General features: G+C 34.4%; 15 protein-coding genes and 1 tRNA gene. 5 read left to right on the forward strand and 11 right to left on the reverse strand.

Annotated features, from left to right (window positions below; translation table 11 throughout):
• Window positions 1-144: 144 nt before the first annotated feature.
• Window positions 145-1944 (reverse strand): BamA/TamA family outer membrane protein, encoded by a 1800-nt coding sequence (locus RHP76_RS05675; RefSeq protein ID WP_120231538.1) that lies wholly within the window; start codon window positions 1942-1944, stop codon window positions 145-147.
• Window positions 1945-2737: 793 nt separating this feature from the next.
• On the opposite strand from RHP76_RS05675, the gene RHP76_RS05680 reads away from it, so the two are divergent.
• Window positions 2738-5131, forward strand: coding sequence for a DEAD/DEAH box helicase (locus tag RHP76_RS05680; RefSeq protein ID WP_311229688.1), 2394 nt, complete (start codon window positions 2738-2740; stop codon window positions 5129-5131).
• A gap of 297 nt (window positions 5132-5428) precedes the next feature.
• Window positions 5429-5914: a hypothetical protein gene (locus RHP76_RS05685; RefSeq protein WP_311229689.1), complete on the forward strand. Its 486-nt coding sequence runs from the start codon at window positions 5429-5431 to the stop codon at window positions 5912-5914.
• A 321-nt stretch (window positions 5915-6235) separates the two neighbouring features.
• On the opposite strand, the gene RHP76_RS05690 is transcribed toward RHP76_RS05685, so the two are convergent.
• The 10 genes from RHP76_RS05690 to RHP76_RS05735 form a co-directional block, all read right to left on the reverse strand.
• Window positions 6236-6568 (reverse strand): hypothetical protein, encoded by a 333-nt coding sequence (locus tag RHP76_RS05690; RefSeq protein ID WP_062675214.1) that lies wholly within the window; start codon window positions 6566-6568, stop codon window positions 6236-6238.
• A 142-nt stretch (window positions 6569-6710) separates the two neighbouring features.
• The gene (locus tag RHP76_RS05695; RefSeq protein WP_311229690.1) at window positions 6711-7640 is read right to left on the reverse strand and encodes a helix-turn-helix transcriptional regulator; all 930 of its coding nucleotides are present in this window, start codon (window positions 7638-7640) and stop codon (window positions 6711-6713) included.
• Between the two features lie 225 nt (window positions 7641-7865).
• Window positions 7866-8192: a hypothetical protein gene (locus tag RHP76_RS05700; RefSeq protein WP_062675227.1), complete on the reverse strand. Its 327-nt coding sequence runs from the start codon at window positions 8190-8192 to the stop codon at window positions 7866-7868.
• Window positions 8193-8202: 10 nt separating this feature from the next.
• Complete coding sequence (locus RHP76_RS05705; protein WP_123277698.1) at window positions 8203-8643, reverse strand: transposase; 441 nt, start codon at window positions 8641-8643, stop codon at window positions 8203-8205.
• A gap of 121 nt (window positions 8644-8764) precedes the next feature.
• The gene (locus tag RHP76_RS05710) at window positions 8765-10033 is read right to left on the reverse strand and encodes a phage tail-like protein (protein WP_311229691.1); all 1269 of its coding nucleotides are present in this window, start codon (window positions 10031-10033) and stop codon (window positions 8765-8767) included.
• An 88-nt stretch (window positions 10034-10121) separates the two neighbouring features.
• Window positions 10122-10394: a hypothetical protein gene (locus RHP76_RS05715; protein ID WP_131797530.1), complete on the reverse strand. Its 273-nt coding sequence runs from the start codon at window positions 10392-10394 to the stop codon at window positions 10122-10124.
• A gap of 700 nt (window positions 10395-11094) precedes the next feature.
• Window positions 11095-11166, reverse strand: a tRNA-Arg gene (locus RHP76_RS05720).
• Window positions 11167-11235: 69 nt separating this feature from the next.
• A complete protein-coding gene (locus RHP76_RS05725; protein ID WP_120231554.1) occupies window positions 11236-12999 on the reverse strand; it encodes a TonB-dependent receptor in 1764 nt (587 codons plus the stop codon).
• Window positions 13000-13034: 35 nt separating this feature from the next.
• Window positions 13035-13526, reverse strand: coding sequence for a hypothetical protein (locus RHP76_RS05730; RefSeq protein ID WP_311229692.1), 492 nt, complete (start codon window positions 13524-13526; stop codon window positions 13035-13037).
• Between the two features lie 3 nt (window positions 13527-13529).
• A complete protein-coding gene (locus tag RHP76_RS05735; protein WP_216444402.1) occupies window positions 13530-16493 on the reverse strand; it encodes a tetratricopeptide repeat protein in 2964 nt (987 codons plus the stop codon).
• A 257-nt stretch (window positions 16494-16750) separates the two neighbouring features.
• Here RHP76_RS05735 and RHP76_RS05740 point away from each other — a divergent pair, with 257 nt between their 5' ends.
• From RHP76_RS05740 to RHP76_RS05750, 3 genes are all read left to right on the forward strand, one after another.
• Window positions 16751-17308 (forward strand): hypothetical protein, encoded by a 558-nt coding sequence (locus tag RHP76_RS05740; RefSeq protein ID WP_311229693.1) that lies wholly within the window; start codon window positions 16751-16753, stop codon window positions 17306-17308.
• 28 nt (window positions 17309-17336) lie between these two features.
• Complete coding sequence (locus RHP76_RS05745; protein ID WP_311229694.1) at window positions 17337-18989, forward strand: CocE/NonD family hydrolase; 1653 nt, start codon at window positions 17337-17339, stop codon at window positions 18987-18989.
• A gap of 181 nt (window positions 18990-19170) precedes the next feature.
• Window positions 19171-21435 (forward strand): CocE/NonD family hydrolase, encoded by a 2265-nt coding sequence (locus RHP76_RS05750; RefSeq protein WP_311229695.1) that lies wholly within the window; start codon window positions 19171-19173, stop codon window positions 21433-21435.
• Window positions 21436-21485: the final 50 nt, after the last annotated feature.

A 21485-nucleotide genomic window follows, 5' to 3' on the forward strand; every position in this document is an offset into this window, starting at 1 on the left:
AGTCTATTTATCACAAATTTTGTGATAATATAACAACCTGTCAATTACCCAAATGGGTAATATTATATCAAAAAGAATAATCGTATATAATATCTGAAAAACGACTTATTTCCAGGATATTAAGCACCAATTGATCTTCTATTATTAATTTCCAAAATTGACAAAATGAGGAACATCCGTTGCAAAACTGTTCATTGGTAAAAGATTATTTCTGTTACTGTTAAAATCAAAAACAGAATTATTATCAAAAGGAACACGTGGATAATACATGAAAGAAATCTGAATCCTGTTGAAAACAAGATAGGGATTATTAATTAAAACACCTATTCCGATTTTTGTATTGGCTTTGGTCTTCAATAGTTTATCATCGGGCATTCCCAGCCAACCCACTGCAGTAGTTAAATAAGGGCTGAAATGGAAATTCTTCCAGGTTTTATTGATAAACAATTGAAGCTGATATCTTAACACTATTTTTTTTGTGCCAATATAATCAGAATTATAAACAGGAAATTCATCTGCAGAAGAAAGGTTGATCCTATCCTTATACGAGTAATTATGCTGTGGATTTCCCAAGGCTAATGTTGGAGAAAAGAAATGTCTTGCTTTGGCAAATTTCCAGTCCATAAGGTTGGTGAAATAAGTTCCATCAAAGCGGAAAGATTCCCTGTTCTGACTGTCTTCATTAAAAAACCTTCCAAACTGTGCTTTCACTGTAAAATATCCCAGTTTTGTAAAACGCCCATAAGATGCTGAAATTCCCACATACGGATTCACTTCTTTATTTCTTGATAATCCTCCGGCAATGACGTTTACAGAATTGCCATAAGCAACATCCTCCGGCAAATCATATTGGAAAATATTCTTCTGAACTGAAAAGTTTCTCTGAATAAATCCGACAGACATCAGAAAACTGTTGTAAGAGCTGAAATATTGATACTGATCAATTCCCGGACTGTCTTTGTACTGATAGTTCTGAAATCTTCCTATGATGGCAATATTGCTGGATACCTTCTCACGGGGATCAGATGAAACCGGAATCTGATAACCTCCCCATAAATCCTGACTGTATACTTTAATCTGAACTTCAGGGAAAGCAGTATCCGTTTCTGTCGGAAGTAAAACCTTTCGCATAAAATATTCAAATGTAAAACCTCCCGCCCATTTCGTTAAAGGAGAGAAAAAGTCTCTTCTGAGGCTGAAATTAATTCTCTCATTTCTCGAAAAGTCCCGTTCTCCAAGAATCTGGGCATTGATATAAGTACCAAAAAGATTATAAGTGGTATAGCTTCCTAAGAGATAATCCTGCTTTTCTTTTGAATCATTTCTGTAAAGGAAATCCAGGGTGTGTCCCAGTCCCAGTACATTCTCTTCAGTAACTCCCAAACCAATTTTACTTCCGGAATAACTGATTCTCGGCTTCAGACTCCAGGAATCCAATACCTTTACGACAACATCTATAGAATCTTTACTGGAAGTGCTGTCGGACACACTGATATTAACTCTGTTGATAAAAGGCATTGTTCTCAACAAACGCTCTGATTCATAGAGCTTTTGTGCGTTATATTCTTCTCCTTCTTCAAAAAGCAAAAAATTATTGATTGTTGATCTTCTGGTACTGGAATGAAGGTGATCCTTTACCCAATCATACCATTTGCCTATTTCCTTACCGTCTTTAGAACTGTATCCAAAAGGGTCAATGGTTTCTATCCTGACATTTCTGATAATTTTTTTGTTATAAGTATTTTGTAAAAGCTTTTCAGTATTGGACTTCACGGAAGTGGAATCCGGCTCTCTACGAAATATAAAACGGTGAATGAATTTAGTAACTTTTCTCTTATCTGAAAATTCTTCTATTTTGTAATACAGCGAATCTTTCTTTTCCTGTGCATTTAAAAAGAAAAAACCACTTAAAAGGAAAATCAGAGTTACAGTCGTTCTAGCCATTAGTCATCAAAATTCAATAAAGTTTCTTGTATCAATTAATACGCCAATAAAGCTTCAATACCTACCACATTTCAGAAATTTTTCGATATAAAGCCCACTTTATTCGATAGTCTCATTTTATAAATAAAAGAGTGTCTGTATTTTATTATAAATTCATGTCAGATTAAGCCTAACATCAGTATTACATTCAGCGTGAAAGAAAACAACAGCAGAATAACCAGTTCTTTCAAAAAAGGGCTTTCTTTCCTGTAAATTTTGTTTACTATTGAAGATAATCCTAAAAATAGTAATCCTGCCAATGTCAAAAAAATACTTCTGACTATTAATGCCGGAATAAAATCATTTTCTATTATTTGATTCCAATTTTCATTTGACCTTATCCAAAGTCTTGACATTGCTATTAAACTTAGAAATCCAATGGTATAAATTACAGTTTTTAAAAGAAAAAAAGTGTTTGTTTTATAGGTGTATTCCATTCAGATTATAAAATAATAAGCTAAAATTATAAAAATTTTCCTTCTATAGCTTAAAAAAGAAATAAATCACTGCCACCCAATCTTTCTGTAACCGTGATTATAAAGAATATTATTTTTTCTATTTCTTTTTTTTAACTCGTTCAAATTCTTTTAAAAAACTCCAGAACCTTAATAAATATAGTAATACTTATTCTTACTTTTAAGAAGATCATTAGTTTTGTTTTTACGGAAAACCATAATGAGATAACCCCATTACAAGTTAATTTTACAAACACCAACCCGCAAATAGCAGAATAATATTTATAAATGTCAAATAAATGACAGCAGAAGAAATAAGAGAAATAGCAATAGACAGTTGCCAAAACTATTATGAATATCTACAGAATAACAATAAAGGCATCCAGGAAGTTGATGTTTTTGATTTAGAATATTTGCCAGGCAGGTATACTGTGATTAAGCTTCGTTTGTCTGCAAAGCTTTTTGATACAGAAGCTGTTTTTTTCAGGAATTTCCGCAATGGTAAAGATTATGATTCCACAGAAATTAAAATTATTGAATACGACAATGATAAAAATATACTTTTAATTAAACCTTCTGACAAAATATCCCCGGATTTCATTGGGCTACAAAGAAATGACCTTAAAGTGGTCTCTGATCTGAAGTTCCTGGTTGAAAGAGTGAAATACTGGTACGTACATAATGGAAGCAATCTCTCCCTACCTACGAGAACTTCGAAATACTCAGAGGACTTTCAGAATATTGACTTTTTTCCTGAGAAAAATCTTCTGCCTTCCGAAAACCAAAAACAGTCATTAAAAAATATTTTCACGAATCCCTTTTCTTATGTTTGGGGAGCTCCCGGCACAGGGAAAACCCAATTTGTTCTTGCCTATGCAGTGCTCCATTATATCAGAAAAGGGGATACAATTGCCATTTTAGCTCCCACCAATAATGCGATTGAGCAAGTTTTAAAAGGGATCATTAAAATGACTGATAAGGCTGGGATCGACAGAAAAAAAATTATACGCCTGGGAACGCCCTCCAAAAAATTTGCGGAAGAATTTCCCGAAGTCTGTGAAGAAAAAGGGGTTCAAAAAAAGCTGGCTGAAATAGATAAACAAATTGATATTCTGGAACGAATGCTAAATTTTAAAAATCAGCAGCAAGCCATTGACAGATTTATAGACTTAACTCCTGAATTTGATGATTTAATTGAATTTTCTGCGCGTATAAAACGAGATACAGACTCATTGGCTGAGGTGAATATCATATTCAGAAAAAAGGAGATAGAGGTTAAGTTACTCTCTGAAAACAGCATTAAAGAAACTCAACAGCTGGAAAAAAATATTGCTAAAATAAATTCTATTTCCCATAAGATTATCAAAGCATTCAGCAGTAAACCAACGCGTGCAGAAAAGGAAGTTTATGAGAGTAGAAAGAGAATTTATGATTTCAATAAAGATCTGGAATATTTGAAATATGAACTCTCTGAAATCAGTGAGAAAAGAACGGTTCAAGAGAGAGATTTAGCTGAGATTCAGAAAAAAGTATCTATAAAAATCACTAATCTGATTAACCAGACCAAATTTCTTCCGGAAGTTCAGTCTGTTCTTTCTAAACTGTCTGTCACAAATATAAAAAAAACTAAAAAAAAGGCAGATACCATACTCCTTCAAAAAAGAGATAAGTTAGAAGTTGACACGCATCTATTTTCAGAATACAAAAATCACAGCCCGGGCGTAATAGAATCTGAATTGGAAAGATATGTTGATTTAAGAGCTAAACTAGCTATTTCCTCTACTGAAGAACGTTTGAAGTCCGTCAATATCATTGGATGCACTTTAGATGGCTATATTGGACGTTACACAGAATCAAAGTTAAATGTTGAGCATATTTTTCTGGATGAAGCAGGATATGCCAATATTATTAAAGCTTTGACATTGTTTAATCATTCAACGCCCATTTCATTTCTGGGGGATCACAAGCAATTACCTCCGGTTTGTGAAATTAACGACAGCAGTATTGAAAGGGATGGCAAGTTTTATAATATGTTTTTATGGGCTCAGTCAGCCATTTTCCTGGACACTCTTTTTTCGAAATCAAAGGATTTCTCCAGAAATCAGTACCTGGACAATTCGGAATTCAAATCTGAACATATTTCCAAGACTTCTTTAAATGCTACCTATAGGTTCGGAAATAATCTGGCTCAGATTCTATCTAAATATGTTTATGAAAACAACTTTAGCTCCAATAATCCGGAAGGAGAAACCCAGATACAGTATATTAATGCTAAAAAAAATGAAGGACCAAAATCAAGAGTATCAATGAATGAAGTTTCAGAAATAAGCAAGCTTGTTCATAACCTTAAAAAAAATGGAACGGAGGATTTTGTCATTTTAACCCCGTATAAAAAACAAATAAGATTACTCAACAATTCTTTGCCACAAGAAAGAAATGATTTGAAAATCCTCACTGTTCACGGTTCTCAGGGCAGAGAATGGGATACTGTAATTTTAAGTATTGTTGACACCTATGATAAATGGTTTGTTGACACTACTATTCCTGTTTCCAAAGGCCTTAATCTGGTTAATACTGCTGTGAGTAGAGCTAAACGGAATTTAATTGTAGTGTGTGACAAAAATTATTGGGCAGTGCAAAGTGGGCAGCTTGTCACCGAACTTATCAATTGCGGAAAAGAGATAAAAAATTAATATGATCTCACTCATAACCGAAGGAATAGAATTATTTTATTTTTAAGTCTTGTTTATAATTATATTTTGCTTAAAACTGAATAAGCTTTCTGCCATCGGAAAGCTTATTTTAATTTTAAATCATAAATTCTGCAAAATGCACACCACCCCTCTATCAAACTATTTTACAGTATTTTATGATTTTATTTTAATTTTCTCTGCACCAATTATTAGTGGAAGCTAACTTAAATCATAAAAGAATAGCATCCGGTCTAAGCTTTTTTAATTATTTTTACTCATTATAAATAAAAATAACACATGAGAAAAATTGTACTTACGGGAATAGCAGTTATAGGAGGGTTTCTAACAGCACATGCACAATGTAAACCTGTAGCCACTCTTAGAGAAAGTTTTGATACCTGGAAAGACATCAATAAATGCTGGATGGCTCAATCCGGAAAAGCTATGCTTTATGCAAGTGATAAAAGAATTATATTCTATTCAATGAACAATCCTGGAGAAAACATGTATCTGGTAACACCGGAAATCAAAGCTGGAATCTATACACTGTCTCTTGATCTTTCTGATAATGGAGGAGAAACTACCATAGAACTTTTTTCAGTAGACAACCCTTCTGATGTAAAAACCTATGTTTCAATTACTAAACCTTCCAAAATAACAGGTGACAAAAAAACATTTACTGTTTCTTTGAAAAAAGATTCACATTTAGGTTTGAAAGTTATGCTAAATGGAGTACATCAGGCGGTTTATATGGATAACTTTTATCTACAGGCAAAGAAATAGAGACTTTAGCTTTATTTTTTACTCATAAAAAAACGTTCACCTTTTGTTTCAGAAATGCTTTAATCTCTAAAGAATAAATCGGATTTAAACTTCCCATAATTATTACCGTAGATAAAAATAGTTCGCAAAGATAAAAGACCACAGATATAATAAAAACCAATATTTGTAGATAAAAAACTACATTCCACAGAAAGCATTCTATATCAAACTTTTGGGAATTAAGAGGAAAAAGAGTATATCCGATGGATATACTCTTAAAAACTTAGAAAAAAAACGAAGTAATACTCCCCTTACTACTTTTTTATAATGGAAAAATGCAGATTATACTAAAAATATCCTCTTCCATTTTGTAACCGTATTTCTGCTTAATTTAAAATGTTTGGCTAGCTGGCTATTATTTAATTTATGTGTTTTCTGATAATCAAGAATTTCAAAAATAGTCTGTCTATCATAGGATTTGAATTTCTGACTTTCAGAGAATCCATCAAAAAAGATAATATTATTAATCTTCAAAACATCGGATAAAGACAGGGTATCTTTTGATAGATATTTCTTTACATATTCTCTTTTATCCGGACATTTAGATTCTATGAAATCATGGTAAATTCTTTTATAATTAGGTCCCGTATTTATTGCTTGTACTTGCTTATCCATTTATTCAATGTTGATTTGGGAATTCCGTAATGATTAATGATTTCAACTTGAGTCTTCTGTTTATTTTCGAGGAGCTCCAGCATATGCTTATCTTTCTTTTTTCATTCCATTATGATTTTATAAATTACTGATATATTTCCCACTATAAAGTATCTATCCATTTATAAAGATCTGTATCAGAAGATATTCTGAATGATTTCCTAAGTCTGCTTTTTCTCGTCTGAACTGTCCGCACCGAAATACAATTGTATTCCGCTATATCTTTTGTAGTGAAACCCAGCTTAAGAAGAGCACATAGTTTGAACTCATCTGCTGTAATATCCGGGTTTATCTCAGTAAGGCTATCATATAAGTTGGGAAATGAAGATTTCATTTTGGGTATAAAAGCGATATCATCATTCATGGCAAATTTCACCAGGTTTTCCAAATCTATATCATCTTTTCTGTTGAGCTTTTCACGCATACCCGCCATTATTTTTTCACCATGAAGGACCTTCTGGTATAATTTCAAAATCATAAAGTGCTTTGACAGGATAAAATAGCCAAGAATTCCAAACCATACAAACATATTGATAAAAGTAAAGAATCTCTGATTTTTTGAAAACTCTAAATTTTCCGTTCCTGCAACCCTGAATATCCTAAAATCATAATAATGGCTTATCAGAAAAAGAATAAATGCAGTAGCAAAAACCACGACGATATACTTCGAGTTTTCCCTTGTATTAAAAACAAATAATGAAGTATTAAGAAGCAAAAAATAATATAAAGACAAACCATTTTCGAAGCCTGATGTGGATGAAAAATAAAAAACCAATATCATAGAAAGCTCAATAACAGTAAAGCATATCAAAATATTCTGGCGTGCTTTCGTAAAAAAGAAAAGAAGAAGAAAAATTCCACCGAGCACAAATAGTCCTCCAAAAAAAGCTTTGAAGCCAAATAACAAATCTCTTAATCCACTCAGAAGCAAAACAACTCCGATAGAAAATGCAAACAAATTTAATCTCTGAGCATCAATACGCTTAAGCATGTCCGTATCAGGATCAATATGCAGGTCTTTTATATAATTCAATATTTTACGCAACATTACTAATAAATAATTACTCAAAAGATAATAATTATCCATATAAAAATTAATATTTTTTAATTACTCTTAAAAACAACAAAAAAAACAAACGATAAGTTTTTAGGTATACAGAAAAGGAGCTCCTTTTCAGACCTCCTATTATTATCTTTTATATCTCTCATAGCTAAAAAGCTAACATATTTTGGGTTGATCTATTGTTATAACACATTTCTAGATTAGAAAATTTTTTCTCCATTTAGTTACTGTGTTACGACTTAATTTAAAGTGAGAGGCAAGCTGGATATTGTTGAGTTTATTTTTTTTCTGATAATCAAGTATTTTAAGTATATCCTTTTTTCTAAATGACCGATGTCTCTGGCTGGCAGCAAAAGCTTCCCTATCCGGAGTTCCAAAAATTTTTTCATTCAGTTCCATAATATCCACAACTGATAAGCTTTCTTTTTGTAATAACCGTTGACAGGAATCTTTTTTTTCCGGAAATTCTTTTACAATGATATCATTATAGATTCTTTTATAATCAGGTATTAATTTTCCCATAAGATGTTTATTATTTATTTTCTTCGCCTTTATACTTCCATATCCATTTATACAGTGTTGTTTTCGGAATTTTATAATGTTCTATTACTTCTGTTTTTGACATTTCTCCCGACTCTATTTGTCTCAGAATAAAATCAATGATTTCTTTCGTATAAATATTTTTACGAAACTGGGGTAAACCTGTTTTTTTGTTCTGTTTATATTCTGTGTTTTTACCTGCTATTGCAGGAGCATATAATATCAGATGTTGTGAATATAGTCTGAAAAAATCATATTCTAATAATTTACTCCATTTCAACAGATTTTCTGTTTCTATGCTTGTAGCCTTGTACATTCTTCGTATTTCCTGCTCTGTACATTTCATAAAGCTACAGATACGGGATAGTTCTATATCACACTCTGCAACTTCTTTTTCAATTAATGGTCCTATTGGAATCTCTTTAAAATTCATTAGTCTGTATTGTTAGAATCGTTGAATTGAGGATATTTTATAAACCGGCAGACAGAATCATCTGCCGGATATAATGATTTAAGGAGCATTCATCTGTTCTATTTTATACTCTCATATCAAATCAATAAGCAGACATTCTTTGTGCTGTCATAAAAACACGTCGGATATTATTGCTGGGATCAGTATCATTTAAATTATCTACAGAAACAAAAACGATTATTCTATACCAGATTCCATCAACAATCACATCTACCGTTTCGATCTCCTGAGAATCATCACTGGAACTGGTAGCTGCTACAGAAGTAGAACTACTATTCATATTGTCTCCCCAGTTAAGATAAATTCCGTTATCCGTTTCCATATAACCTCCGGGTGCTAATAAAACGTTCGAACGGCGGAAGCGGTCTACACTTGATAATGCAGAATACCATACTTTAATATTAGAACTGGAGGCATTTACCAAACGAGGATTGTAGGTAACAGCTCCTGAACCCTGATTGGAACTTGCATTAAAATTAAGGTCTAATTTTAATTTTCCACCTAAAATAGCATCATAAGTTCCGCCAACCTGTGTGCTCAGCAATCCTACATACGTCGCTGGTAATGTATAATTAAAGAACTGATATTCTCCAGGTGCAAGCACTTTCCCAACGCCTACTGTTGCACTACAACTCTGCCCTCCTATCGAAATGGGAAATGTTGTTGTAGTGGGACTGGATACTGTTGGTGTTCCGGAAACAGTATAGTTTAAAGTACCTGATCCTTGCGCAAAATTACCCTGTGGAAGTGTTGCAGTAAGACCGTTTACAGGTCCTATCGTTTGTGAACCATATACTCCTGCATTGCCTCCTGAATAAGGAATCGACATGGTACCTTGGTAAGGAGTTCCGGCAGTATAGGTAAGTGGGCTTAGTGTTGCGTCAGTACATCTCAAACTGCTTATTGTTCCCGTCTGTAACGAACGGCCGTCCAAAGGTCTCCATTGGGTTCCGTCCCAATAAACATATCCCTTAAAAGTAAAGGTAGCCTGAGTTCCCAGATTATAGACTAATAAACCAAGTGCAGGATTGGGAATTGTAGACACATCATTATACGCTGTTAAAGCTACTCTTGGACCTAAAAATCCCTTTTGGCTCCCTGATGCAAGCTGGCTTACATTAAGCTCTAAAATAGCAGAAGCGTCGGGAATTGCACCAATGCCTGCAGATCCTGATGTCGTGACAATAAAATCATCAGCTAACTGTGCTGCCGTTGGAACTCCTGTTACTGCATTGTTTTTTCCACCATCGATATTAAATACTCCTTGTGGATTTTGTGTATTAATGCCTACTTGAGCGAAGGATAATGTACCAATTGCCAAGGCAAAAATTGTGTAAAATTTACTTTTCATTTTGTTCAATAATTTGGAAAAAAGGAAAAGAGTCTTATAATTACTCTTTTCCTGAGTTACTATATTTTAAATTTGTGTTTATATTATTTTAGTATAAAATATATTTGAAAGAAGGAGGAGACCGAATTTGCATTCCTATTAGAGAAGCCATTTCCAATTCCTTTAATTTGAGAGATTGTTCTGGATAAATTTTATTTTTGAATGGGACAAGCATCTTATCTTTAGTTCGTAATATGCCCTGATTTTCTTTGAAAGAACCACTGTCTTTGATATTGAGATCATAACCTTTCCCAAAGTATAACTGAGCATACATATTAGAAAAACAACATAGCAAAAGAAACATACCTGATGCCTTTGCCATAGTGTAACGGATGTTCTTAAAATACATTTTCACCTCATTGGAATTATGTGGTAAAATTGATCTTATTTTAAGTTGAAATAAAGAAATTATATACGCTACAGATACCTCATCAGTATGCTGTAGCATACGACATAGATACCATCAACATCAACAAAACAAATATAAAAAGCTGATTTTTAAACCATTAAAACAGTAAGATTCATTTTTAATTCTGAATATTTAATACACTCTTAAAGATGATATAAACAACAGAAGTTCTCTTGTCAATTCCTACAATGATCTGACAATACATTACAAAACGTCTAATTCTATATTGAAAATAACCCGTAAAAAAATCCTCAGATCTCTCTGAGGAAAAAAAACTAATAACCATGAAAACTCAAATAAAAATGAGTCTGTTGTATGGTGCAATTTATAATGATATGCTAACAATAACAAAGCAATTCTGTAGATATAAATTACAGTCGTGTAAATTTTGTTTGTCATGTTTCTCAATACTGTTTGATGTTCATAGCGGTTGTTGAAATGGTAAACCTATAAAAGACAAAGGAATTAGAGATAACGATGAAATAATAGCAATAAAAATAGTAACAGGCTGGATTACCAAAAGCACCCTAATTCTGAGGGTATCTATATTAAATAGTAAGTAGGGGTTGTGTAGGGCATAATATAAAAAAAAGCTCCTAAAAAAGGAGCTTTGTGACCGCAGAAGGATTCGAACCCTCACTGTCGGAGCCGAAATCCGAAGTTCTATCCATTAAACTATGCAGCCGTATTCATAAGTAATGAATGATAAGTAATAAGTAATACCTGATTACTTATCATCATTGCCTTTCATGTTTTAGAAAGTAATTTTCACTCCTCCCAGAATCTGTGCACCCAGGACTTTATATCCTTTGTACGTCTGGTATTTTGAGCTCAGAAGATTATTTCCGAGTGCGAAAATACTGAAATTTTTGTGAATTTTATACTCTGCAGAAAGATTTAAATCAGCATATCCACCTACTTTATCGTTTGTATTCTCCGTAGATTGGTAAATTACATTCGGAGCACCTACTCCTTCAATCGCATAAGAGTTTGTCGTTCTGTCACTTGCAAAGATTCCTTTAAATCCTAACAGTAGCTTTTTGTCAAGCATTGTATATTTTGCCCCGATGCTTGCATTGAATAAAGGAACGTTATAAATATTTTCATAGTTCTTAAGATCATACTTTGTAAACCTTAACTCTCCATCAATAATAAGATTGGCCAATGGGAAATATTGTACACTCCCTTTGATATCACTTACGTTTCCATCATCATACACTGCAGAGAATGTATTGGCAAAATTATATGCAGAACGGTTTACAGATGTATTATCGAAAAGACCGTTGCCCTTGAAGAACATAATATCTCTCATCTTTCCATAACCTGCAGAGAAGTCGTATTTCAACGTTTCATCAATATCTCCTCTCAATCCTACATAAAAATGATATTTCGTCTCCGTTGGCTTTAAAAACTGGTCAGAAAGGATGAATGGATTCGTCTGCAACATATCTCCATAGGTATTCAGCTTCAGACCTCCGTCTACCCCTCCGTAGAATTTAAATTCTTTGGCAGCTGCAAACTGGAACTCCGCCTGCGGGAACCAATACGTTTTATTGTTTTTCTGCTGAGAAACCAGTTCTGCTGAATTTTTAGCATTCAGGAAAGAGAATGAAGATCCTAACATCAAATAAGAATCTCCTTTGCTGAATGTTACTTTCGGGGTCAGGCTGGTATTGAAGAAGTTGGAAGAGTTTTTATCTCTGATGGCAAAATCTGTCTTCACAGCATCCAATCCTACTCCCAAATCTGCATTCAGGTTGATTCCTGATTTTCCTAATTCAACAGCATGCTTGGAGAAGTTTGCAAGAATGGAAACCTGGTTTTCCGAAGCATCAAAATGATCTTTCAGGAATGATGATTTTACCCTTACATCATTTAAGATTTCATTGGAATAAAAATCATAGTACCCGTTTACTTTAAACTGATTTACTTTTTGTTTAAGATCAAGCTCTCCCGTAGGCTGCATGGCGTAGATTCCATAATAATTATAGCTGTCTAAACCATATTCAGCGTTAAGGTTAAACTTCCCTTTTTCTCCGTAAGAGTTTAAGAAAGCTCCGATATTAGCAGAAGTCTGCCCGGATTTCCAGTCATAATCTTTTTTAAGACCATTCGTAGACAAAACATGAACATCAGCTCCTACTTCAAGCTTATTTTCAAGGGTTTTTGAAACGTTTCCGTCTACCAGAACTTTTCCATAATTACCCATTCCAAACTGAAAATAGTTATTCTGAGCGGTTCCGTCAAATTTGGGTGCTACATCTTCTCCCTGAATAGTTGAAGTTTTAAAATCTGAAACAGCAGGAACATCCGTGATGGTATACTTCACAGGAGTCTGCGATTTCTCTTCCGGCGGATAATTCTTGATGGTTTCCACAGAAGTTTTTTTCTTCTCGATCTTCTTCACTTCCGGCTCTCTTTTTTTGTTAAGAACCAGCTTTTCCTCCTTGATCTGGGAAAACGCCACCGACGAGAACCCTAAAAATAATATGGATAATAATTGAATTTTCTTGTTCATATTTTCTTTATTTGAAAAAAATATATAACGGGCTTTTATTTATTGGAAGCAATATAACTGCCTAATAAAGCTTTCCCCGACTGTTTTGAAAAAGTTCTCCCCAGTCTGAATATATTAAACAGCCAAAGGCTTTGATAAACTTGTAATTTGTATTGATAATTTTTTGTTGCACTATTCTCAGCTACATCATAACTGTAAACAATATCATAAGGAAATGTTGAAGGCAGTAACCCGACTGTAATCATACTTCCAATCATTGGGTTTCCGCAAGGAGGAGTATAGGTTTTCATCGGATGCAGTGTTATCTTAGATACATTGGTACTGTCTTCTACAATTTCATAAATATCAGAATGTTTTAAAATCTCAAATTCTTTCTTAAGATCCTTATTCACTACAAAAGCCTTTTGTTTTTGGAAGTCAGCTTTTGCGTGGTTATACTCTTTTGGATAGGCACTGTACGAAGGAATGCAGCTCCAGAGTGAAGCAGAAATTAAAAAAGAATATATGGTAATTTTAAAAACCTTCATGTACTATTTCTTAATCTGTTTTTTAACTTCTTTTGCTTCTGCAACAATTTCAGGGAAGTCCTTATAGTTTGCAATGATCTGATCACAGGTATAGCTTGCCTGGTAGTTATCTTTCAGGCCGATATAGTTTTTAGCCATCAATACCAACGCTTTTGCTCCCCAGAATTCTTCTGAAGCATAGTTGTTGGCAAGCTTAAAGATCGTCTCATTAGAAGACTTGAAAGCTTTTCCTTTATTTTGATAATAGGCTTTTGCATACAGAGCTTCTGCAGCTACTGAAGTATTGGATGATTTTTCAAGAGAAGAATAGGCAGTCTGTGCATCTTTATCTTTTCCTGAGTTCATCAGACTTCTTGCTTTGATCACTTTCGCAGTTTCAATAACGGCTGCCGAGTTTTTAGAATTAGCAATCACTGCATTGGCTAATTTTTCCGCTTCAGAGAAATTATTTTCTTCTGCATACAGTTTCATCAATTCCACATTCGCATAGTTTTTAATGCTGATGTTGGAAGAATTTTTAATGCCTTCAAGGTACTTTTTAGCTTCTGTAGTATTCCCCTGTGCAAGGAAGATCTGAGCTAAACGAGTTTGTGCATCATCCTGGTAATCATTCTGAATTACAGCAACTTCCTGAAGAACAAGTAAAGCTTTAGTTGAATTGTTAGTCTGATAATAACTTTCTCCTAATTCGTACTTAGCCTGGTACAATCCTTCACCTGTAGGATTCTGTGTCAGATACTTTTCGTAGTAAGAAATTGCATTCTTATAATCTTTCTTCGCGAACAACTGCTTCCCTGTAGATAAATTGATCTCATCAATTTCAGCAGCATCTACATTTACCCCAACATTTCTAGCAAAAGTCTCATAACCTGAAACGTCTCCGTTTTTCGTAAAGATAGGTTTTGCAGCCTGAACTACTTTCTGAGCATAGGCCGTATTTTTATACTGCTCACCCAGAGATTTCAGTTCAGAAAGAGCTTTATCATTCTGATTCTGGTCTATATAATTTTGTGCTCTGTAAATAGATGCGTTAGCAATCAGATCTTTGTCAGAAGAACCTTTGATTACTTTTCCGAAATAATCATTGGAGTTGGCAAAATCATCCTGAGCAGCGTAGGCTGTTCCTATTTCGTATTGAGCATCATCATAATATTCGGAATCCGGATATTTTGATAAAAGATTTTTAAGGTTGTTAATCTTCGCCTGTGTATCTCCTTTGAATCCCAGAGCCATTGCTTTTTGATACAAAGTATAATCCGTAGCATCTTCATTTTTATCATAGATAGCAATGGCTTCGTTCAGATCATTATTGGCATAATGAATATCTGCTAGACGAAGTTCTGCATCATTTTTAAATTCCGGTTTCGGATTGGCAAGATATTGTTTGAAATAAGTAGCCGCCTGATCAAATTTCTTAGATTTAAAATAGGCATATCCCAAATCATAAGGCAGCTGCTGTTTTTCAGGGAAGTTTTCAGTAAGAAGCTTTTCATAACGTACAATGGCAGAAGGATAATTTCCTTTTTGGTAATACACCTGTGCCAGCCAGTACAAAGCTCTGCTGTTGAATTCTTTATTAATATTAAAACCAAGACTTCTTAAGAAATATTTCTCAGCTTCGTCATAGTTTCCTTTGTTGAATTCCTCCGTTCCTAATAGATAAGAAACCTCCTGGTCTACTTTGTTGATCTCAGGAGTTGAACTCTGTAATCTGTCAATTGCATTCAGCGTTTCTTTATAGTTTCCGGAATACAGATAAGATTTCACCAATAATGACCTCATTTCTGCGGCATTGGCTCCGTTCTGATTTTCGTTGATATAACTTTGAATTACCGCCGAAGGACTTTCAAACGGGTTACCGATATCGTAACTTAATTTAGCGTACTGCTCATGAGCCAGTTTTTTCACTTTCGCATCATAATCCATCTGATAAGAAGAACGGAATGCAGAAAGAGCCTCCTGTTTTTTATCTACGGCCAGATAAGCATTTCCTAACTGATAATAAGCATTTTGAGCTAAAGCAGAATTACTGTTCAGAAGCTGGTTGTAATAAGAAACCGCTTCATCATATTTCTTCAGCTGTGCAGCCACAAATCCCATCTCATACAAATCGTTTTCAGATGGATTCTGCTGTACACTCAGATAATCTTTTAAATGTGGATAGGCAGAAGTGTAATCATTCTTCATGAAATAACTCTCCCCAATGATCTTATGAACTTCTGCTTTATAAGAATCTGAAATATTTTCGTTCAACAAAGCTGTTCCTTCTGTAATAGCCTGATCGTAGTTCTTATCATTGTAATACATCTGTACATAATAAGGACGTACCAGTTTGGAGAACTTATCCTGATCCTTTATCGAATCAAAATACTGGAAAGCTTTATCATTCTGTCTGTTGCTGTAATACAAATGCCCAAGCATATAAGCAATATCACCTTTTTGGGACTGATCTGCTGATTTATAAGCTTCTTCAAGGGCATCAGTAGCTCCCTTGGAATCACCCGTCATGAATTTTGCATATCCAAGCTTCAGAATATACTCGGTATTCTCCTCTTTAGAAAGCTGATACTGGTTTACTTTTTTCAAAGTCTCCAGCGCTTTATCGAAATCTTTTTTTGCTAAATAGTAATCTGCCAGTGGAAGATTAGCCTGAGCAAAATAAGCAGAATTAGGATATTCTTTCATGAAAGCCGTTAACCCTTCTTCAGCATGATTTTTCTGAAGAATCACACCGATCACATTATCAAAAAACTGGGCGCCTTCCTTTTTCGAACGGGACAAATTCTGATTGTAGAAATATTGTCTTGCATATTCGTATTGAGAAGCATTGTATATTTTGGTCTGATAAAGATTTTCGGCTAGATTGAACCTGTAATTTTCTTTCTGGGTAAAATATTGGGACTGTTGAGCATCGGAGATTCCGAAATAAATTACAGCAGCCGCTAAAAGTATTTTTTTTGATTTCATTCTTCTTGATATAAGAAAATTAGTCTAAATAAGTTAACGAAAATATTAAAAACTTATTGTTTAAGCAAGTTTTAACAGTGTTAATGACAGTTAATTCTTATTTGATAACAATGTAAATTTTCTCACCATACAATGATAAAATTTACTACTTTCGTTTGATAAAATGTAAACAATTTTAATAAACAGTTATCAAAAACACATTTTAATTTGATACTTTTTCAACAGCAGCTAAAAACATACCATAAACACACCATCTCATGAAATTTAAGATTCTTTTAGCATTAATTTTTGTAAACCTTCTGCAGGCACAAAAGTTTTATTTTCCAAAGACAGCTGTAAATGACTCTGTTATATTGGAAAAACAGATTCCAGGACTTTCGCAACAAGTGATTCCCCTCCTTCAGTCTGCAAAGTATAAACCTGAAAATACAGTTGACCTTATGGATAATCTTTTCCGCTTGCAGCTGGTGGCTCATGATTATAAAAATTCATTGGCCTCCCTTTTCGAAAACCGTAAGCTCTTTGCGGATCACAATATGGGAGACTACAGATACATCGGATTTGAACTGTATGCCCTTGCAAAAATGGAGCAAGAAGAAAACGATACCTCATTTTCCAATGCCCTTCAAAAAGTATTTAATCAAAAATACGAAAGCCTTCCGGAAAAACTGATTCCAAGACTGGAACTCGCTCTTAACGGAGATGTGAACGCATCCAGAAAACTGTTGAAGAATCTTCTTGATAAACAAAAAGATAAGGACAGCATCGATTACAAAACGGCACTGGCTCTATGTAAAAAATTATCTGAATTATAAAACCTACTCCAGCATCAAACCTCAGGTCATGCAGCTGCTGGCTTCAAAAGACAAGGAAAGATTCATTATTGAAACGAAAGATCTTAAGATCAATGGAAATACCTTATCAGTCACTATTGTTCGCAGAAAGGAAAACACATCTCCACTTCCTGTTATTTTAACCAATAATATCTATGCAGGTCCCATTGATGGTTTCTTTGGAAAGAGAGCCGCTACATACAATTACGTAGGGGTTGTTGTGAATACGAGAGGCAAGAGAAACAGCAATGATGTGAACAATCCTTTTGAGCATGAATCGCAAGATATTTATGAAGTGATAGACTGGGTCAGCAAACAGCCCTGGTGCAACGGGAAAGTAGGAATGATCGGAGGAAGTTATTTAGGCTTCAGCCAGTGGGCAGCCGTAAAAAAAGTGCATCCGGCATTAAAGACGATTGTTCCTCAGGTTGCCGTGGGAATCGGGATTGATTATCCGGCTCAGAATAATATCTTTATGAGCTATATGCTGCAGTGGATACAATATGTGACCAATAACAAATTTACAGATGAAGCTGATTTTGCCAATGCTGTAAAATGGGATTCTATTTATACAAAGTGGTACAAGAGCGGGAAAGCATTCAGGTCTTTAGACACAATAAGTGGTAAACCAAGCAAAATATTCCAACGATGGCTGGATCACCCGGGATATGATGGATACTGGCAGAAAATGGTTCCTTACAGGGAGGATTTTTCTAAAATCAACATTCCTATTCTGACTACAACGGGATATTATGATGATGATCAGATTGGTGCGCTGTATTATTTTAAACAGCATCATCTGTATAATAAAAATGCGAACCATTATCTGGTCATAGGTCCTTATAATCATGGAGGAGCCCAAAGTTTCGGATTTACTTACGTGAATGGAAACTCTATTGATCCTGTGGCGAGAATAAGTATTGATGATCTTGCATTCTCATGGTTTGACTATATTCTTAAAGGCGGTAAAAAACCAGAAATTTTAAAAGACAGAATCAATTTTCAGGTAATGAACACCAATACATGGAAGCATGTAGCCGATCTTGATAAAATGCATAATTCGTCTTTGAAATTCTACCTTCAGGACAAAAAAAACACATCTTCTGTATTTAATAAGCCTGAAACCAAAAATTTCACAACACAAATTGTTGATCTTAAAAACAGAGACCAGAAAGACACTTATTATAAAGTCAGTAAAAAAGACAGCATAAAAATGACAAATTCTGTCGCTTTTGAAAGTGAAGTTCTTGACAAGGATATCATCATGAGTGGAAACCTTTCCGGAGTCTTCAATGTTTCTATCAATAAAAGAGATTTTGATACGGATACTTCCTTATATCAAATTCAACCGGATGGAAAGTCTTCGTTACTCTCCACTCACATTGTGAGGGCCAGCTATGCGAAGAACAATGAAAAACGACAGCTTCTTGAACCGAATAAAATGGAACAAATCCCGATTAACAATTCCTATTTCATGAGTAAAAAGATAGAGAAAGGAAGCAAACTTCTTTTATTGGTCGGAGTGAATAAAAGTCCTAACTGGCAGATCAATTATGGTTCCGGTAAAGATGTAAGTGATGAAACAGTAAAGGATTCCGGTGAACCCATGGAGATAAAATGGTACAATGACAGCTATGTGGAAATTCCTGTTTATAAAGACTAAAAACCTTTTCTAAATATATTTCAGCGGGCTATATGCAATACAATAATAATAAGATCATTTCATTCTTTACTGATAAAAATTCTTAATTTAGCCCGCTAAAAAATAACCAATTGAGCAATACGATGATTAAGAACATTTTTTGATGTGATACTTTTCATCACCAGCTCAAAAAATACCATTAATGAAATTTAAGATACTCTTAGCATTATTTTTTGTCAATATAATGCAGGCACAGAAGTTTTACTTTCCGAAAGCAGCAACAACAGATTCTGTGATTTTGGAAAAACAAATTCCCGAACTCGCTTTAAAGGTGATCACTGAATATCAGTCTCCTAAGAACAAACCGAAGTATGTACTCACATTTTTAGATAACCTGTTTCGTTTACAGCTCGCGGCAAAGGATTACAAAAGTTCAATTGCAAGTGTAACCGCTTACCGCAAGGAATATGCAGATCATAACATGGCAGGGAACAAACATCTTGTTCATGAAATCTATAGTATGGCCAGGCTGATGGAAAAGGATAAAAATATTCCGTTTCCAGATGCTCTTCAAGCGGCTTTTACTACAAGATATGAAAGTTTATCCGAGCCACTGACTGCCAAAGTAGGACCTACCCTGGATATTGATTCAGATGTAAGGGATCATAAAAAAAGGCTGAAAGCAGCACTTGACAAACAAAAAGATAAGGATAGTATAGACTATGCTTCCGCTCTGGCTTTATGTAAAAACTATGTCAATTATAAGACCTACTCAAGCATCAAACCCCAGATTATGCAGCTTTTTAAAGTAAAGGAGCAGGAGAAATTCATCATCGAATCCAAAATCCTTACTTTAAAAAAAGGAACAAAACTCACCATTACAATTGTACGAAAAAAAGAAAACACCTCTCCTCTTCCCGTTATACTTACCAATAATATTTATGCCGGAGAATTTGTAGATGCAGGGATGGGGAAAAGAGCAGCTGTTTACAATTATGTAGGAGCTGTGGTTAATACTCGTGGAAAGAGAGACAGCAATGACCCCAATCATCCATTTGAAGATGAAGCGCAGGATCTTTATGAAGTCATAGACTGGGTAAGCAAGCAACCGTGGAGCAATGGTAAAGTAGGAATGATAGGCGGAAGTTATTTAGGATTCAGCCAATGGGCAGCTGCCAAAAAGCTGCACCCGGCTTTGAAAACCATTGTGCCTCAGGTTTCGGTAGGAATCGGAATAGATTATCCTTCTCAGAATAATGTCTTCAAGGGCTATATGCTCCAGTGGATTCAGTATGTCACCAATAATAAGCTGACTGATGAAGCAAGCTTTAATAATGATACAAAATGGGACTCTATCAATACAGCATGGTACAAAAGCGGCAGATCATTCAGAGCCCTTGATTCTTTAAGCGGGAAACCCAATACAATATTCCAACGATGGCTGGATCATCCCGGTTATGATAAATACTGGCAAAACATGGTCCCTTACAAAAAAGAATTTGCCAAAATAAACATTCCTGTTTTAACGACTACAGGCTATAATGATGCTGATCAGATCGGAGCATTGTATTATTATAAAGAACATCACAAATACAACAAAAATCCTAACCATTATTTAGTGATAGGACCTTATGATCATGCAGCAGCTCAAAGCTATGGAAATAATTATGTTTATGTTTTCGGTTATGGGAATCTACTCATAGATCCTGTAGCCAGAATAAGTATTGATAAACTTGCTTTTTCATGGTTCGATTATATTCTGAAGGATGGCAAAAAACCGGAACTTCTGAAAGATAAAGTCAATTTTCAGATCATGAACAGTAATACATGGAAACATGTTCCTACTCTTGATAAAATGCACTCATCTTCTCTTAAATTTTATCTTCAGGATCGTAAAAACGGTTCTTCAGTTTTTGAGAAACCCGGAACTAAACAATTTACCCAACAGACGGTTGACTTTAAAGACAGAAATCCGAAATATCTTTATCATACAGTAAGCAAACAGGATAGTGTGTATGTAACCAATTCTATTTATTTTGAAAGTGAAATTCTGGAAAAGGATATTACAATAAGCGGAAATTTATCTGGAATATTCAACGTTTCCATCAACAAAAAGGATTTTGATCCCAAAACCCTATTATATCAGGTACAGCCTGATGGTAAGATATTTTTACTGTCTACACATCTTACCCGAGCCAGCTATGCAAAAAACAATTCCAAACGTCATCTGCTTAAACCTGGCAAAAAGGAGCAGATCCCAATCAAAAATTCATTTTTCATCAGCAAAAAAATAGAAAAAGGAAGTAAACTGGTCTTACTGGTAGGAGTTAATAAAAATAAGAACTGGCAGGTCAATTATGGCACAGGAAAAAATGTAAGTGATGAAACTATAAAAGATGCAGGTGAGCCTTTGGAAATAAAATGGTACAACGACAGTTATGTGGAAATTCCCATTTATAAAGAGTAAATTCTTTTGTTTGCGCATTTTTCCCCAAATGTTTTTAACAACTGTTAACA

The organism is Chryseobacterium sp. SG20098, assembly GCF_031844745.1.
GTDB lineage: Bacteria > Bacteroidota > Bacteroidia > Flavobacteriales > Weeksellaceae > Chryseobacterium > Chryseobacterium cucumeris.

Excerpts from the sequence above, each read along its gene's own strand:
- RHP76_RS05710 (WP_311229691.1), bottom strand. The coding sequence starts at position 10,033 with ATGAAAAGTAAATTTTACACAATTTTTGCCTTGGCAATTGGTACATTA.
- RHP76_RS05740 (WP_311229693.1), top strand. The coding sequence starts at position 16,751 with ATGAAATTTAAGATTCTTTTAGCATTAATTTTTGTAAACCTTCTGCAG.
- RHP76_RS05700 (WP_062675227.1), bottom strand. The coding sequence starts at position 8,192 with ATGGGAAAATTAATACCTGATTATAAAAGAATCTATAATGATATCATT.
- RHP76_RS05715 (WP_131797530.1), bottom strand. The coding sequence starts at position 10,394 with ATGGCAAAGGCATCAGGTATGTTTCTTTTGCTATGTTGTTTTTCTAAT.
- RHP76_RS05675 (WP_120231538.1), bottom strand. The coding sequence starts at position 1,944 with ATGGCTAGAACGACTGTAACTCTGATTTTCCTTTTAAGTGGTTTTTTC.
- RHP76_RS05685 (WP_311229689.1), top strand. The coding sequence starts at position 5,429 with ATGAGAAAAATTGTACTTACGGGAATAGCAGTTATAGGAGGGTTTCTA.
- RHP76_RS05690 (WP_062675214.1), bottom strand. The coding sequence starts at position 6,568 with ATGGATAAGCAAGTACAAGCAATAAATACGGGACCTAATTATAAAAGA.
- RHP76_RS05735 (WP_216444402.1), bottom strand. The coding sequence starts at position 16,493 with ATGAAATCAAAAAAAATACTTTTAGCGGCTGCTGTAATTTATTTCGGA.
- RHP76_RS05680 (WP_311229688.1), top strand. The coding sequence starts at position 2,738 with ATGACAGCAGAAGAAATAAGAGAAATAGCAATAGACAGTTGCCAAAAC.
- RHP76_RS05725 (WP_120231554.1), bottom strand. The coding sequence starts at position 12,999 with ATGAACAAGAAAATTCAATTATTATCCATATTATTTTTAGGGTTCTCG.
- RHP76_RS05750 (WP_311229695.1), top strand. The coding sequence starts at position 19,171 with ATGAAATTTAAGATACTCTTAGCATTATTTTTTGTCAATATAATGCAG.
- RHP76_RS05705 (WP_123277698.1), bottom strand. The coding sequence starts at position 8,643 with ATGAATTTTAAAGAGATTCCAATAGGACCATTAATTGAAAAAGAAGTT.
- RHP76_RS05730 (WP_311229692.1), bottom strand. The coding sequence starts at position 13,526 with ATGAAGGTTTTTAAAATTACCATATATTCTTTTTTAATTTCTGCTTCA.
- RHP76_RS05745 (WP_311229694.1), top strand. The coding sequence starts at position 17,337 with ATGCAGCTGCTGGCTTCAAAAGACAAGGAAAGATTCATTATTGAAACG.